General features: G+C 60.8%; 9 protein-coding genes and 1 pseudogene. 6 read left to right on the forward strand and 4 right to left on the reverse strand.

All coding sequences use genetic code 11. The features are described 5' to 3' along the window. Positions 1–107: 107 nt before the first annotated feature. Entirely contained in the window at positions 108–941 is an 834-nt protein-coding gene (locus tag GYM54_RS03355; RefSeq protein WP_181103523.1) for a class III extradiol ring-cleavage dioxygenase, read from the reverse strand. Positions 942–1046: 105 nt separating this feature from the next. Here GYM54_RS03355 and GYM54_RS03360 point away from each other — a divergent pair, with 105 nt between their 5' ends. The 6 genes and pseudogenes from GYM54_RS03360 (at position 1047) to GYM54_RS03385 (ending at position 7382) form a co-directional block, all read left to right on the forward strand. Continuing rightward, entirely contained in the window at positions 1047–1958 is a 912-nt protein-coding gene (locus GYM54_RS03360) for a LysR family transcriptional regulator (RefSeq protein WP_181103521.1), read from the forward strand. 169 nt (positions 1959–2127) lie between these two features. After that, on the forward strand, positions 2128–3393 hold the full coding sequence (locus tag GYM54_RS03365; RefSeq protein ID WP_181103519.1) for a zinc-dependent alcohol dehydrogenase: 1266 nt from the start codon (positions 2128–2130) through the stop codon (positions 3391–3393). A gap of 15 nt (positions 3394–3408) precedes the next feature. After that, positions 3409–4326: a DUF72 domain-containing protein gene (locus GYM54_RS03370; RefSeq protein ID WP_131648828.1), complete on the forward strand. Its 918-nt coding sequence runs from the start codon at positions 3409–3411 to the stop codon at positions 4324–4326. Further along, the gene (locus GYM54_RS03375) at positions 4323–5126 is read left to right on the forward strand and encodes an endonuclease/exonuclease/phosphatase family protein (RefSeq protein ID WP_131648829.1); all 804 of its coding nucleotides are present in this window, start codon (positions 4323–4325) and stop codon (positions 5124–5126) included. The genes GYM54_RS03370 and GYM54_RS03375 overlap by 4 nt, the downstream gene beginning before the upstream one ends. Beyond that, a pseudogene (gene clsB / locus GYM54_RS03380) lies at positions 5123–6357 on the forward strand (cardiolipin synthase ClsB). Before GYM54_RS03375 ends, clsB begins: the two are co-directional and overlap by 4 nt. After that, positions 6354–7382, forward strand: coding sequence for a lysylphosphatidylglycerol synthase domain-containing protein (locus tag GYM54_RS03385; protein WP_131648831.1), 1029 nt, complete (start codon positions 6354–6356; stop codon positions 7380–7382). The pseudogene clsB and the gene GYM54_RS03385 overlap by 4 nt, the downstream one beginning before the upstream one ends. A 555-nt stretch (positions 7383–7937) precedes the next feature. Here GYM54_RS03385 and glgB read toward each other — a convergent pair. From glgB to GYM54_RS03400, 3 genes are all read right to left on the reverse strand, one after another. Then, complete coding sequence (gene glgB, locus GYM54_RS03390; RefSeq protein ID WP_181103517.1) at positions 7938–10154, reverse strand: 1,4-alpha-glucan branching protein GlgB; 2217 nt, start codon at positions 10152–10154, stop codon at positions 7938–7940. After that, positions 10151–13474 carry a maltose alpha-D-glucosyltransferase gene (gene treS / locus GYM54_RS03395; RefSeq protein WP_197445069.1) on the reverse strand — a complete coding sequence of 1108 codons (3324 nt, stop codon included), beginning with the start codon at positions 13472–13474 and terminating at the stop codon, positions 10151–10153. Before treS ends, glgB begins: the two co-directional genes overlap by 4 nt. Before the next feature lie 141 nt (positions 13475–13615). Continuing rightward, complete coding sequence (locus GYM54_RS03400) at positions 13616–15628, reverse strand: alpha-1,4-glucan--maltose-1-phosphate maltosyltransferase (RefSeq protein ID WP_131648834.1); 2013 nt, start codon at positions 15626–15628, stop codon at positions 13616–13618. Positions 15629–15973 lie beyond the last annotated feature (345 nt).

The following is a 15973-nucleotide window of genomic DNA, read 5'->3' on the forward strand; positions in this document are numbered from 1 at the left end:
CGTCCGTGGTTGCGCTGGCCTGTTGCAAAGGAGCATACAGGCAGATATTAGGGGTCCGGTTCTCGTAGCCGATTTCTAGTTACGGTCTGGCATCGTAGAGGCTGGCGCTATTCAACACCAAAACCGAACGCCGAGAGCGTGGTTTCCATGACGCGGTCACTGAACAGCTTGTGTCCGGTGGAATCACCGCCCGCTCCGGCCGCAACCAACAGCGGCAACAGGTGCTCCTCGCCACGCGGCGGGTGGCACAGGCGCGCCGAAGGCGCTTGTTCCCAATGTAAAAGTGCTGCGTTGCGGTGTGTCGGCTCCGATTCGACCGTTGAACTCAGCCAAGCGTCGAACTCATCGGAAATCGGCCCGAAACGGGCATCGCCATAGCCGCGCATGTTGTGAAAACTCATGCCGCTTCCGACGATCAGAACGCCCTCATCACGCAGCCCGGCCAAGGCCTGGCCTGCATCGAGCAGCGCCTGCGGATCGAGATCGTTGCGCAGCGACAACTGCACGACCGGGATCTGCGCCTCGGGGAACATCAGCTTCAGCGGAATGAACACGCCGTGATCGTAGCCGCGCTCGTCGTCCCGGCTCGCGGCCATTCCCGCTGCGCCCAGCATCTCGACAATCCGTGCAGCCAGGGCGGGATCGCCCGGCGCCGGATAGCGCAATTCATAGGTGTGCGCCGGAAAGCCGTTGTAGTCGTAGATCAAGCCCGGATGTGCGGCGCCGGTAACACGGAACTCGTCTTCCAGCCAATGCCCCGAAATCACCACGATCGCCTTCGGCTTCGCCGGCAGGCTCGCGGCGACGCTCTTGAGAAATTTTGCCGTGGCGTCCCAGGCGTGGGACGGATTCCAGTCCATGAAAAAACACGGCCCCGCGCCGTGCGGTACGAACAGGGTCGGCATGCGCTTGCCGTTCACTGAAACGCTGGACGTCTGCATGGGACATGCCCTCTTGAATGAATGTGCGAGCAGTATGGATTACCATCAGTAATCTTAGAACCTGTCATAAACGGCTAGCACTTATTACCAGGAGTAGGAGCCAATATGCTCGACCGTATCACCAGCATGCGCGTATTCGTGCGTACGACCAGTGCCGGCAGCCTGTCCGCCGCGGCACGTCATCTGGGCATGTCGCCGGCCATGGCGACCAAGCATGTCGATGCGCTGGAGGCACGCCTGGGGGTCAAGCTGTTTCACCGCAGCACGCGGCGGCTGACGCTCACCGAAGCCGGTAATCGCTACCTCGACGCCTGCCAGCGAATTCTGCTCGACATTGACGAAACCGAGGCCGGCATCGCGTCGCAACGCGTCGAGGCGACCGGACTGCTGCGGCTCAACGTGCCGCTGGTGTTCGGCACTCATTACATCGCCCCGCTACTGTTCGAGTTCAGCCACCGGCATCCGGCGGTGAAGGTGGAACTGGGGCTGTCCGATAGCCAGGTCGATCTCATCGATGGCGGCTGGGACATGGCGGTACGCATCGGCCGGCTCGGCGACAGTTCGCTTCAGGCCCGAAAGCTCGGTGACGTCCCGCTGGTGTTGTGCGCTGCGCCCGCTTATCTGGACGCCCGTGGCGTGCCGCGCCGAGTCGCCGATCTGGCGCAGCACAATTGCCTGACCTACAGCCTGTCGACATCCACTAGCGCGCATGAATGGGTATTCGGACGCAACGGCGACATACGGGCCAAGGTCGATGGCGACCTGCTGGCCAACAATGGCGAGGCGTTGCTCGCCGCGGCCGTGCGTGGACAAGGGCTGCTCTACGGCCCACAATTCATCGCCGCAGATGCGGTGCGCCGTGGCGAACTGGTCGTACTGGAATTGGATCATCCGGCGCTGATCATCGACGGCATTTACATCCTTTACCCGCCCGATCGGCGCCCGCCGGCCAAGGTCCGGGTGATGATCGACTATCTCGTCGAAGCCTTCTCTGGCGCTCAGCCCTGGGCGCTATAGCGCCAAATCTCCTACCGGGCGCAGACGACAAAAGGTGAACTGCCGCTGGCGACGCCAGTCGGAATAGATGCGAGGGGCCTGGTTGGCTCCGCATCACCTGACCTTGGCGCGGACCGCGCGCAAGGCCGGATTCACCTCTGCGGCATCGCGCCGCCGCCCCGGAGACGCTATGAAAGCTGTTGTTTATCACGGTGTGGGCGACATCCGTCTCGAAGACGTAGCCGACCCGCGCATCGAAGCCCCAACCGACGCCATTGTGCGCATTACCGCCTCGGCCATCTGCGGAACCGATCTGCACTTCGTGCGGGGCACGTTCAGCGGCATGAAGCCCGGCACCATCCTGGGGCACGAAGCCGTGGGCATCGTCGAAGAGCTCGGTGCGGACGTGCGCAACCTGCAGATCGGCGACCGGGTGGTGATCCCGTCGACCATCGCCTGCGGTAATTGCTCCTACTGCCGCTCGGGTTATTTCGCTCAATGCGACGTGGCCAACCCCAACGGCAAGGAGGCCGGCACGGCTTTCTATGGCGGCCCATCCGCTACCGGCCCGTTCCACGGGTTGCAGGCGGAAAAGGCGCGCATCCCGTTTGCCAACATCGGTCTGGTCAAGCTGCCACCCGAGGTCAGCGATGACCAGGCGATCGTCCTCTCCGACATCTTCCCGACCGGTTACTTCGGTGCCGAAATGGCCGAGATCAAACCCGGCGATACGGTCGCGGTGTTCGGCTGTGGTCCGGTCGGCCAGTTCGCGATAGCCAGCGCCAAGCTGCTGGGCGCCGGTCGGGTATTTGCCATCGACCAGTTCGAGGATCGGCTACGCATGGCCCAGCATCAGGGCGCAGAAATCATCGATTTCAACCGGGAAGAGCCGGTCGAGACACTCAAGCGCCTCACGTCGGGCATCGGTGTGGATCGAGTCATCGATGCAGTGGGCATCGATGCCGAACATGGCTGTTGCGGAGGCAAGCCGGCCGACGGCGCGAAGGCGGATCAAGGCGGCCAGTGGCAGCCGGGCGACGCTCCTTCGCAAGCGCTGGAATGGGCGGTCCAGAGCCTGGCGAAGGCCGGCACGCTGTCGATCATCGGTGTCTATCCGCCGGATGCCATGACCTTTCCCATCGGCATGGCGATGAACAAGAACATCACCATGAACATGGGCAACTGCCACCATCGCAAATACATTCCTCGGCTGATCGAAATGATCCAGGCGCGGCGCATCGACCCGGCGAAGATACTGACTCAAATAAAGCCGATGACCGACGTCATCGCTGCGTTCGAGGCCTTCGATCGGCGCGAGCGCGGCTGGATCAAGGTTGAGTTGCAGCCACAGCGCAGCAACCCCTCCGGCGCCGGGTCGGAAGAAACAGTGATCGACAAGGCGGTTGCCGATACCTTCCCGGCCAGCGATCCGACCAGCATGCAGAACCCGCGATAATCAAAGGAGCAGGCGATGGCAGCCATCCATATCGGAATTTCAGGCTGGCGCTACGCACCTTGGCGCGGAGATTTCTATCCCAAGGGCCTCACCCAGAAGAACGAATTGAAGTTCGCGTCACGTGCCGTAAGCAGTATCGAGATCAACGGGTCTTTCTATTCGTTGCAACGGCCAGAGCTGTATGCCGGCTGGTATGACGAAACCCCGAAGGGCTTCGTCTTCAGCGTCAAGGCGCCGCGTTACATCACGCACATTCTGCGGTTGCGCGACGTGGAAAAGCCCATCGCCAACTTCCTCGCCTCCGGCGTACTGGCACTCAAGGACAAGCTCGGACCGATGCTTTGGCAGTTTCCGCCGTCGTTCAAGTTCGACCCCGAGCTGTTCGAGACCTTTCTCAAACTGCTACCTCACGACACCGAAGCGGCGCTGGAAATGGCCAAGGGCTGCGAGGCGCGCATGGAAGGTCGCAGTTATCTGCAGATCGATCGAAAGCGCCAGTTGCGACACGCCGTGGAGATCCGCAACGAAAGCTTTGTCGACCCCGCGTTCGTTGCGCTGCTGCGCAAGTACAAGGTCGCGCTAGTGGTGGCGGATACCGCCGGCAAATGGCCCTATCGCGAGGATCTGACCAGCGATTTCGTCTATATCCGCCTGCACGGCGCCGAGGAGCTTTACACCAGCGGTTACAGCGACGAGGCGCTGGATAACTGGTGCCGACGCATCACGCGCTGGAGCGAGGGACGGCAACCCGACGACGCGCAACTCATCTCTGCCACCAAACCCCGGCCACGCAAGGCGCGAGCGGTTTATTGCTATTTCGATAACGACGTGAAGGTCCGGGCGCCATACGACGCGAGACAGTTGTTGCGCCGGCTCGGGCTGGAGGAAGACCTGGAAACCACTCCGGGCCATCTGGAAGGAGTACTGGTGTGAACCTGGACAAGAATCATCCACTCGACAGCAGTGACCTGGACGCGCACATGTCCACGGCGGTCAGTTCCGTCCGCCTGCTGACCGTCAACACCCACAAAGGCTTCACCGCCCTGAATCGGCGATTCATCCTCCCGGAGCTGCGCGAAGCGGTCAGGGCCGTTTCCGCCGATATCGTGTTCCTGCAGGAAGTGTTGGGCACTCATGAGAAGCATGCCCTGCGCTTTCATGACTGGCCAAAAATGTCGCAGTACGAGTTTCTCGCTGACAGCATCTGGACCGATTTCGCCTATGGCCGCAACGCCGTCTACCCCGACGGCGATCACGGCAATGCGCTGCTGTCGAAATTCCCCATCACCAAGTACGAGAATCTCGACATCTCCATCGCCGGACCGGAGCGCCGTGGCTTGTTACACAGCGTGCTACAGGTGCCGGGGCATGACCAGTTCCACGCGATTTGCGTGCATCTAGGCTTGCGTGAGTCCCATCGCCAGCAGCAACTTCGCCTGCTGTGCGACCTGCTCGACTCCTTGCCCGACGATGCGCCCGTGGTCGTGGCCGGAGACTTCAATGATTGGCGGCTCAAAGGCGCTCAGGTGCTGGATCGCTGCGCCGGTATGCACGAAGTGTTCGCGGTTTCCCAGGGCAAGGTCGCCAAAACCTTCCCGGCCCGCTGGCCCATGCTGCGTCTGGATCGCATTTACGTGCGTAATGCCACCAGCCATAAACCGCAAATACTTGGTAACAAACCCTGGACGCACTTGTCCGATCATCTGCCCTTGGCGGTGGAGATACATCTATGAATTTTCACTGGAGAGACGGTAACCGCCTTCAGTTGCTGGAAAACGGCGAGGAATTCTTTCCCGCCGTGTTCGAGGCCATCGCGGCCGCAAAAAAAGAAGTCCTGCTGGAAACCTTCATCTTCTTCAAGGACAAGGTCGGTCAGGAGCTGCAGAAAGTGCTGATCGCCGCCGCCGAGCGCGGTGTCAGCGTCGACGTTACTGTCGATGGCTATGGCTCGGCGGACTTGGACGGTGATTTTGCCGCGGCGATGACCCACGCCGGGGTGCGCATTCATGTGTTCGATCCCGGCAAACGACTGATGGGCTGGCGCCTCAACGTATTCCGTCGCATGCACCGCAAAATCGTCGTGGTGGATGGCGACCTCGCCTTCATCGGCGGAATCAACTTTTCCGCCGATCACCTCGGCGACTACGGGCCAGGCGCCAAGCAGGACTACGCTCTGCGGGTCGAAGGTCCGATCATTCACGACATCCATCGTTTCGCCCTCAGCACCATCGCGCCAGAGCAGGCGAACCGGCGTTGGTGGCAGCGTCGGGTGCGCACGCAAAGCAATGGGTACGTCGGTGTCAGCCGGGGCGAGGCGCGTGCGCTGTTCGTGACCCGTGACAACAACGAACACCGCACCGATATCGAGCAGCATTACCTGCAAGCGATACGTGATGCACGCTCGCGGCTGGTGATCGCCAATGCCTACTTCTTCCCCGGTTATCGGGTGTTGCGCGAAATCCGTAACGCAGCCCGCCGCGGTGTGCGGGTGCGGCTGATCCTTCAGGGCCAGCCGGACATGCCGATCGCCAAGTTCGGCGCGCGCATTCTCTACAACTACCTGATGAGCGACGGCGTGGAGATCCATGAGTACTGCCGTCGGCCGCTGCACGGTAAGGTCGCATTGGCGGACTACGAGTGGTCCACGGTGGGTTCGAGCAACCTCGACCCGCTCAGCCTCTCGTTGAACCTCGAGGCGAACCTGATCATTCGCGATCACAATTTCAACCGGCAGCTGCACGAGAAGCTTGACCAGCTACTCCAGGACGACTGCCGGCGTATTCCGCTGGAGCGCATGGTTCGTGGTTACTGGTGGCGTGCGCCGCTGGCCTTCTTCATCTTCCATTTCCTCCGTCATTTCCCACAAATGGTGGGCCTGTTCCCCGCACACCGACCCAAGCTGCAGCTTCTCGATGCCGAGCCGCTGGAGCCCGTTCAGCCCCCTTGCAGCGAGATCAGCAATGACCGAGTCCAACCACGCTGAGCCACGCAGTGGCTGGCGACGTCGCTGGCCGCAGATCAAGAAGATCCTGACCTACATCTTCTTCATTCTGGTTGCCGGCTTGCTGATCGGCCTTGCCCGCAACGTCGACTGGAACGAGGTCTACACCACCTTGCGCAACTACAGCGCCAAGACGCTGTGGATGGCCGGCGCTGCGGCCTTCGCCAGTTACGTCGTCTATTGCTTCTTCGACGTGCTCGGCAAGCGGTATGCGCAGCACAACCTGCCGGTTCGGCAAATTATCCCGGTGACCTTCGTGTGCTACGCGTTCAACCTGAACCTGAGCGCCTGGGTCGGAGGCATCGCGTTGCGCTATCGCCTCTATTCCCGGCTTGGATTGCGCGCGTCCCAAATCACCCGTGTGTTCACCATGAGCGTGCTGACCAACTGGCTTGGCTACATCTGGCTGGCCGGTCTGATCTTCGCCATGGGCTGGATCACCCCACCGGATTCCTGGGAAATAGGCCACACCGCATTGCGTGTGCTCGGCGTTGGTCTGCTGGTGGCAGCGGCGGTGTATCTATGGGCCTGTGGTTTCTCCAAGCGCCGTCACTGGACCATACGCAAGCATGAAATCCATCTGCCCTCGCTGCGACTGGCCGTCGTGCAGATGCTGCTGGGCGCCGCCAACTGGTCGCTGATGGCGCTGGTGGTCTATTTCATGCTGTCGCAGAAAGCGCCCTACCCCGAGGTTTTGGGCATTCTCATGATCAGCAGCATCGCTGGTGTAGTTGCTCATATTCCGGCAGGGCTGGGTGTGATCGAAGCGGTGTTCGTGGCCATGCTGGGTGGCGAACTCAGTAAAGGTGCAATCGTGGCTGGACTGATCGGTTATCGCGTCGTGTATTTCCTGGTACCGCTGTTCTTCGCCACTATTCTCTACGTCGTGCTGGAAGCGCGGGCGAAGAAGCTGCGCTCCGGCAACGAGGCGCAACCCAACGAAGAATCGCCGGAAGAGCCCAACGCAGAAAAAGCCGTCAGCCGGTAGCGGAAACGGATACGAAAAAGCCAGAGCGACGCTCCGGCTTTTCGTATTACATCGCGCTTTTCCAGGGACGCAAAAGCTTGATGACGAGCTGGCAAGATTGGGTGTGTGAAAGAACTTTTTGCGTTCATGGCGCAGTTAGCGAGTCGCTTGAAAGCTTGGTTTCGCCCTGCTGGGCGAGTCACTTTTTCCAGACGCGGAAAAAGTAACCAAAAACGCTTGCCCCTGCATCCGGCCCCGCGCTTCGCTCCGGGTTCGTTCACTCCATCGCCGCTCCGAGGGTCGCCGTACAAGGGCCATCCATGGCCCAATACGGCTCTCGCCGCATCCATGCGGCTCGCCCCTCTACGCAACGATTACGCTCACCCTCCTGATGGGGCGTCTGGAGTTGTCTGACAGTTCGTTCTAAAAATAATAAAAGCCATCTTCCAGGCGGTACGGACTTCGTTCCCATCAAGAGGCCGAGTGGACGTAGTGCACAGGGGACGCGAGGCAGGACGCCGAGTGAGGACCGATGGACTGGGACGCCTAAGTATGGTGCCCCATTCGTAACGACCGCTACTCCTGTGGTCGCAGTATCACTACCCCAAGCGGCGGAAGCGTGAGCATCAGCGATACGTCCTGCCCATGGGACGGCACCTGTTCGGCCAGCAGGCCGCCGCCGTTGCCTACGTTGGAGCCGCCGTAGCATCCGGCATCGCTGTTGAAGATTTCTTCCCAGCGTCCCTCCCCGGGAACGCCTACCCGATAGCCCTCACGTACTACCGGCGTGAAATTGCCCACAACCAACAGGGGATACCCCGTCGAACTCTTGCGCAGCCAGGCGAACACACTGTTGGAGCGGTCGTCACCGATCAGCCACTGGAAACCCTGCGGATCACTGTCCAGCTCATGCAAGGCAGGCTCATGTGCGTACAAACGGTTGATATCTCTGACCAGATTTTGCGCGCCGCGATGGTCGGCCTCTTCGAGTAGATGCCAATCAAGCTCGCGGTCGTGGCTCCATTCGCGCCACTGGCCGAACTCGCTGCCCATGAACAAGAGCTTCTTGCCCGGATGCGTCCACATGAAGGACAGGTAGGCCCGTAAATTGGCGAACTTCTGCCAGCGATCACCGGGCATTTTGTCGATCAGCGAACCCTTGCCGTGCACCACTTCATCGTGGGAGATCGGCAGCACGAAGTGCTCCGAATAGGCGTAAACCATGCCGAAGGTGAGCTTGTCGTGGTGGTACTGACGGTTGACCGGGTCTTCCTGAATGTACTTGAGGGTGTCGTGCATCCAGCCCATGTTCCACTTGTAGGCAAAACCCAGCCCGCTATCGGAGGTTGGTTTGCTGACACCGGGAAAGGCCGTGGACTCTTCGGCGATAACCAACGCGCCGGGCGTTTCGGTGGCTACTACGTCGTTGAGGTGGCGCAGGAAGTCGATCGCTTCGAGGTTCTCTCGACCGCCGTGACGGTTGGGGATCCACTCGCCTTCCTTGCGCGAATAATCGCGATAGAGCATCGAGGCGACCGCATCGACACGCAGTGCGTCGACGTGGAATTCACGCAACCAGTGCAACGCTGAAGCAAGCATGAAGCCGTGCACTTCGGTGCGGCCCAGGTTGTAGATGTAGGTATCCCAGTCCTGATGGAAGCCTTCGAAGGGGTGCGCATATTCGTACAACGCCGTGCCATCGAATTCGCCCAGCCCGTGCGCGTCGGTCGGGAAATGCGCCGGTACCCAGTCGAGGATCACGCCGATGCCGGCGTTGTGGCAGGCATCGACGAAGGCGGCGAAGTCATGCGCGTTGCCGTAGCGGGCGCTGGGCGCGAACTGCGACAGCAGCTGATAACCCCAGGAGCCGCCGAAGGGGTGTTCCATGATCGGCATCAGCTCGATATGGGTGAAACCCAAATCGACGACATACGGGATCAGCCGTTCGGCCAGTTCGTGCCAATCGTAGAGCCGCCCGTTATCGCCGCCCTCCTTGCGCCAGGAGCCGGCATGCAGCTCATAGATGGTCATCGGCGCGGTATAAGACTGGCGCGCCGCGCGATGCTGCAGCCAGGCCTCGTCCTTCCACTCATAGTCCAGCGGATGCGAAATCACCGAAGCGGTGCCGGGTGGCAGCTCGGTCGCCAGCGCAATCGGATCGGCCTTCAGCGGCAGAACACCGTTCTGCCCCAGAATCTCGTATTTATACTTATCACCAGGCTGCAAGCGCGGGATGAAGATTTCCCACACGCCGGAAGGAATGCGCAAACGCATGGGATGCCGACGCCCGTCCCAGTCATTGAAACTACCCACTACTGACACGCGCCGCGCATTGGGTGCCCACACGGCGAAACGCACGCCCTGGACCCCATCGACTTCCATTGGCTGAGCGCCGAATACGCGGCCGATCTCGCGATGGTTGCCTTCGGAGAACAAATACATGTCCATCTCGCCGAGTTGCGGCCCGAAGCTGTAAGGGTCTTCGGTGATCTGCTCTCCCCCTGCCCAGCGAATGTTCAGCAGATAAGGCTGCTGGTGGGTTAGCCGGGTGAAGAAGAAGCCGGGCACCTGGCCCTGTTCCATCGCTGCCAGCAGGCGACCGCTGGAGCGTTCGAGCACTTCGACGCCCAGCGCGTTGGGCAGATAGGCGCGCACCACAAGCCCATCGCCGTCAGGGTGCGGGCCAAGTATCGAAAATGGGTTGCCATGTTCGGCGCGCACCAGCGCGTCGACGTCGGCATCGGTTGGCAGCAGTGTTTCACCGGGCATGGTCACGGCCGGACGATCATTCATCGGGAATCTCCATCGGAAATCTGTTGTGCCAGCTTCGCCAGTCCCTGAAGCGGAACGGATAGCCAGGCCGGGCGGTTCTCTGCCTCATAGGCCACTTCATAGGCGGTTTTTTCCAGGCTGAACAGCGCCAGCGCAGCGTCAGCGCCGGCGGCATCCTTCCAGGCGTGCGGCATCTGCGCGGTCGCCTCGCGGTAGGCCTCGAGAAACACATCGTGGGCGCTCTGCTGGTAGGTGTCGGAAATAGTGCGGCGGGCTAGATTCGCCTCTTCAGAGCTGTCGCTGATCTGCGCGTTACGCAGGGTCATGGCAGTTGCGTATTCGAACGAACGCAGCACGCCGGCGACATCCTTGAACGGGCTCAGCTTGCCTCTGCGCTCTTCCAGCGAGCGCGCCGGCTCACCTTCGAAGTCGATGAAGTACGCATCGCCCTGAACCACCAACACCTGGCCAAGGTGGAGGTCACCGTGCACACGCGTGCGCAGACCGCCAACGGATCGTTCGGCAAGCCGTTTGACTTCGGCCAGCAATTGTTCACGTTGCCCGAGCAGCTGATCCACCAGCGACGCGGCCTTGCGGTCGAGATCGCCGCGACGGGCTTGCAGCAGTTCCAGCGCGCGTTCCACCTGTGCGGATATGGTCTTGATCCATTCTTTGCTATCAGCCGGACGGGTCGGCTCGCTGGCGAAGGCCTGATCGCTGGTCTGCGTCGCCAGCGTCATGTGCATCTCGCCCAGGCGCTGCCCAAGCAGGCGATTGAATGCCTCGACTTCAGCGAGGGCACTGAACTGGTTTTCGTGCTCGGACACACCGCCGGCAATCTGATCGCGGACGGCGCGGTCCAGGGTGTTCAACGTCCATTCCCAGGCGTCGCCCTGATTGTCGAGGAAGCGCTGCACGACCATCAGCGCATGCGGCTCGCCCCGCTTGTTGACGCGCGCAACCTGGCCGAGCATCGCCGAAATGTGCTGGAAGCCCTGCTCGGTCAGGAAGCGGCCCATTTCCAGTTCCGGGTGCACGCCCGCCGAAACCCGGCGCAGCACCTTGATCATCATGCTGCTGCCGATGATGGCCGAGCTATTGGATTGTTCAGCCGTGAGGTAACGCACCTCGGCGTCGGCCGGCAACTCCACGTCGGCAAGATTGCCGATCGGCCCGAAGCGAATCTCGCCTTCTCCGCAAGGCAGTACTTGCTCGTCGCGCAATCCTTGAATCACGCCGAGGACGAACTGTTTGAGCGCAAAGGCATCGGTCAGCAGACCCACCTGCGGGCCACGTCGCACCCGTGCCATGGCCAGTTGCTGCGGCAGCGCGATGTCGAAGTCGCCTTCGTCGAGGAAGCCCAGCGGCAGCTGATAGAGGTCGGTTCGCCCGGTCGTCGCCACTGCGATCTCGCTAAGCAGTACCGGTCGCTGTGGATCGCCGAACGGCACGCTGTAGCAGATCTTGATCGAGTCGATCGCGGCATCCTTGCTGGCGAACCAGCGCCGTTTCGGCAGGTAAGCCGGTAGCGACTCGGTTTCGAGAATGCGCTTATTCGCTGCGGTGAGCGTATCCAGGCGCTTGAGCACGAGGGTTTGGAAGTCGGGCATGGTTTCCACCGGTTCCTGGTGCCAACTGGGCATCTGGTGGCTGGTTGCCAGCTGGAACCAGTAGAAGCCGTAAGGTGGCAACGTCAGCAGATACGGCAATTGGCCGATCGGCGGGAAGGCACTGCCGCCGACCATTTCCACCGGCACCATGCCGGCGTAATGCGACAGTTCCAGTTCTGCGGCCTGAGCCGAGCGCGATACGTTGGCAACGCAAAAGATGACTTCCGTATCACCGTTGGGCCCGGTGTATTCGCGCAAATACGCCAGAATCCGTCGGTTGCTCGGTGCGAGCATTTTCAGCGTGCCCCGTCCGAACGCTTTGAATTGCTTGCGGATCGAGAGCAGCCGCCGCGTCCAGTTGAGCAACGAATGCGGGTCGCGCTGTTGTGCCTCGACGTTGATCGCCTGGTAGCCGTACAGCGGGTCCATGATTGGTGGCAGCACCAGACTCGGCGGATCGGCTCGGGAGAAGCCGCCGTTGCGATCCACCGACCATTGCATCGGCGTACGCACACCGTCGCGGTCACCGAGAAAGATGTTATCGCCCATGCCGATTTCGTCGCCGTAATAGATCACCGGGGTGCCAGGCATCGATAGCAGCAGGCTGTTGAGTAGCTCGATGCGGCGACGGTCACGTTCCAGCAGCGGTGCCAGCCGGCGGCGAATGCCAAGGTTGATCCGAGCGCGCTTGTCCGAGGCGTAGTAATTCCAGAGGTAGTCGCGCTCCTTGTCGGTCACCATTTCCAGCGTGAGCTCGTCATGGTTGCGCAGGAAAATTGCCCATTGGCAGTTCTCCGGAATGTCGGGCGTCTGGCGCAGGATGTCGGTGATCGGGAAGCGGTCTTCCTGCGCCAAGGCCATGTACATGCGCGGCATCAGCGGAAAGTGAAAGGCCATATGGCATTCGTCGCCCGGGCCACCGTCTTCGCCGCCGAAATACAGCTGGGTATCCTCCGGCCACTGGTTGGCCTCGGCCAGGAGCATGCGGTCGGGGTAATTGGCGTCGATCTCGGCGCGTATCTGTTTTAGCACCACATGGGTTTCGGGCAGGTTCTCGTTGTTGGTGCCGTCGCGCTCCACCAGGTACGGGATAGCGTCGAGCCGCAATCCGTCGATGCCAAGGTCGAGCCAGTAGCGCATGACGCTGAGCACGGCCTTCATGACCTGCGGGTTGTCGAAATTGAGATCCGGTTGGTGCGAATAGAAGCGATGCCAGAAGTACTGCTGGGCGACCGGGTCCCAGGTCCAGTTCGATACTTCGGTATCGAGAAAGATGATCCGCGTGCCGTCGTATTTATCGTCCGTGTCCGACCAAACATAGAAGTCGCGTGCTGCAGAACCCTTTTTCGCCTTGCGCGCACGCTGGAACCAAGGGTGCTGGTCCGAAGTGTGGTTGATGACCAGTTCGGTGATCACCCGCAACCCGCGCTTATGCGCTGCGGCGATGAAGCGTCTGGCATCGGCCATAGTGCCGTAGTCCGCATGCACACCACGGTATTCGGCAATGTCGTAACCATCGTCACGCCGCGGCGAGGGATAGAACGGCAACAGCCAAACGGTGTTCACACCCAGGTCGGCGATGTAATCGAGCTTCTCGATCAAACCCTGAAAGTCACCTACCCCGTCGTTGTTCGAGTCGAAGAAGGATTTCAAGTGGACTTGATAAACCACTGCGTCCTTGTACCAGAGCGGGTCAGTGATGAAGGCGGCTGGCTTGCGTGATTTGGCCATGTCTCGTTCCTTTTTTCTGCCTCAAGACTGGACGCGGAATTCCAGCCGAGGCGGCAAAGGTCACCAGTAGGCGTAACAAATCAGATCAACTGTTACTTTTAACCTACTGATAAATAGGGTTATAGCCTTGTTCTTAATAAATCACTTGAGGTCTGGATCTGGGGCCCCAGCGCTCAGACGCCAGATACCGAATGGCAGATGCCAGGGCTCGATCCGCATCCATTGGGTCTTGCCATACCAAGTCCAGCGATGCCCATTCATAAGGTCTTCGCCGCGGGTTTCAGCGTGATCGGGCAAGCCGAGTTCCCAGAGCGGCAACTCGAAATGCGCTTCCTGGGCGTTATTTGGATCAAGGCTCACCGCGACCAGAATGAAGTTCGAGCGATCCGCCGTGCGCTTGCCGAAATAGAAGATGTTGTCGTTGTAGGCCGTGTAGGCCTGGAAACCGAGGTGGGTTTGCAGGGCCGGATTCTGGCGCCGAATGCGATTGAGTTGAGCGATCTCGGCGATGATGTTGCCCGGCGCGTGGTAGTCGCGCGGACGGATCTCGTACTTCTCCGAGTCCAGATATTCCTCTTTGCCGGGAATCGCAGCGGATTCGCACAGCTCGAAGCCCGAGTACATGCCCCAGAGACCGGACCCCATGGTCGCCAGCGCCGCACGGATGAGGAATCCGGCGCGACCGGAGTCATGCAGGAAGAAGGGGTTGATATCCGGCGTATTGACGAAGAAGTTCGGCCGGTAGCAATCGCGCAACGGCGGCTCGTTGAGCTCGGTGAAATATTCGCTCAGCTCCGCCTTGTTGTTGCGCCAGGTGAAATAGGTGTAGCTCTGGTTGAAGCCGACCTTGCCCAGACGCGCCATCATCGCCGGCCGGGTGAAGGCCTCGGACAGGAACATCACGTCCGGGTCGCGCTCGCGAATATCGGCGATCATCCATTCCCAGAAAGGCAGGGGTTTGGTGTGCGGATTATCGACGCGGAAGATCTTCACGCCCTGCTCCACCCAATGCCAGACCACGTCGCGCAAGGCGATCCAAAGATCGGGCATGGCGTCTTCGGCATAGAAGTCGACATTGACGATGTCCTGGTACTTCTTCGGCGGGTTTTCCGCGTAGCGGATGGTCCCGTCAGGGCGCCAGGAGAACCAGCCCGGATGTTCTTTTAGCCAGGGGTGGTCCTGGGAACACTGAATGGCGAAATCCAGCGCAATTTCAAGTCCGTGGTCGCGCGCCGCCGCTACCAGATCGCGGAAGTCGCCAAGCGTGCCGAGCTCCGGATGGACCGCATCGTGGCCACCGTCTTCGCTGCCGATGGCATAGGGGCTGCCCGGATCGTTGGGTCCGGCGTTCAGAGTGTTGTTTCGGCCCTTACGATGTTGGCGCCCGATGGGGTGAATGGGCGTGAAGTAGAGCACGTCAAAGCCCATGTCACGGATCGACGGCAGGCGCTTGTGCACGTCGCGAAAGGTGCCATGGCGGTTAGGGTCGTCGGTCTCCGAGCGCGGGAAGAGTTCATACCAGCTGGCGAACTGAGCCAGAGGGCGCTCCACTTCAAGCGGGAATACCGGGCTCTGGCTGCAATGCTCACGCGGGTCGGCATCAGCCATTGCCGCAGCCGTCTCGTCGGCCAGCATGACCGAAACACGCTCGTCGTCCAGATGCGCCATGCTCAGGCGGTGCAAGAGATCATCAATGATTGCCTTGGTTTCGCCCATGGCCCGCCCGCTGGCGCGCTCCAGCAATAGACGGCCTTCTTCCAGCTCCAACTGCACCGGAACACCCGCCGCATGTTTTTTCGATAGCTCGTAGCGGTAGGTTTCATAGACGTCCCACCAGGCCTCGATCATGAACTCGTGGCCTGCCACCTGCGTTGGGGTGAAATGACCTTCCCACTTGTCGTTGCCGAGCAGCTTGAGACGAGCGCGACGCCAGCCGCTTTCATCGTTGGTCCGCCAGCAGATCGCGGCGGCCAGCTGATCATGGCCATCGGCGAATACCTTGGTGGTCACGGTCACCGGATGGCCGATGATGGCCTTGGCAGCGAATCGACCACCGTCGAGCACCGGCTCGGTCGCCTCGATGGCTATACGCGGCATCTGCAATGCTTGTTCAAGTCGGGGATGGATGGTTGCGTGGGGCTGTGCGTCGTTCATCGAACGGGCTCCTGGGGCCTAAATCATTGCGATACGGCAACCCAACCGCTTCGCGAGCGGCGTCGGCAAGGTTGGGGTTGTCGTCGTGAAACCCCGCTGCGGGTTTCACGGGCTCTGTTCTTCCGAACCAAAGGAGGCTGTAAAAGTTCAGCACGAAAGCCCGCTTGAGAGCCGCTGCGTACGGCTGTCTGACGGACGTTGAGTTGCGAGGTGAGCGCGCAAGAAAAGGTCGAGAAAACAGAAGGAAATCGCATCGGAACACTGCCGATGCGTTTGTGCCCCACTTGGGTAGTCTTCGAGGCGCTTTACGGCTGTTGCAGACTCGTGGCGGGACACCGATAAGAG

The organism is Pseudomonas sp. MTM4 (assembly GCF_019355055.1).
Taxonomy (GTDB): domain Bacteria; phylum Pseudomonadota; class Gammaproteobacteria; order Pseudomonadales; family Pseudomonadaceae; genus Stutzerimonas.

What these genes read in the sequence shown, in the direction of transcription:
- GYM54_RS03355 (WP_181103523.1), bottom strand. Translation starts at nt 941, where the DNA reads ATGCAGACGTCCAGCGTTTCAGTGAACGGCAAGCGCATGCCGACCCTG.
- GYM54_RS03360 (WP_181103521.1), top strand. Translation starts at nt 1,047, where the DNA reads ATGCTCGACCGTATCACCAGCATGCGCGTATTCGTGCGTACGACCAGT.
- GYM54_RS03365 (WP_181103519.1), top strand. Translation starts at nt 2,128, where the DNA reads ATGAAAGCTGTTGTTTATCACGGTGTGGGCGACATCCGTCTCGAAGAC.
- GYM54_RS03370 (WP_131648828.1), top strand. Translation starts at nt 3,409, where the DNA reads ATGGCAGCCATCCATATCGGAATTTCAGGCTGGCGCTACGCACCTTGG.
- GYM54_RS03385 (WP_131648831.1), top strand. Translation starts at nt 6,354, where the DNA reads ATGACCGAGTCCAACCACGCTGAGCCACGCAGTGGCTGGCGACGTCGC.
- glgB (WP_181103517.1), bottom strand. Translation starts at nt 10,154, where the DNA reads ATGAATGATCGTCCGGCCGTGACCATGCCCGGTGAAACACTGCTGCCA.
- treS (WP_197445069.1), bottom strand. Translation starts at nt 13,474, where the DNA reads ATGGCCAAATCACGCAAGCCAGCCGCCTTCATCACTGACCCGCTCTGG.
- GYM54_RS03400 (WP_131648834.1), bottom strand. Translation starts at nt 15,628, where the DNA reads ATGAACGACGCACAGCCCCACGCAACCATCCATCCCCGACTTGAACAA.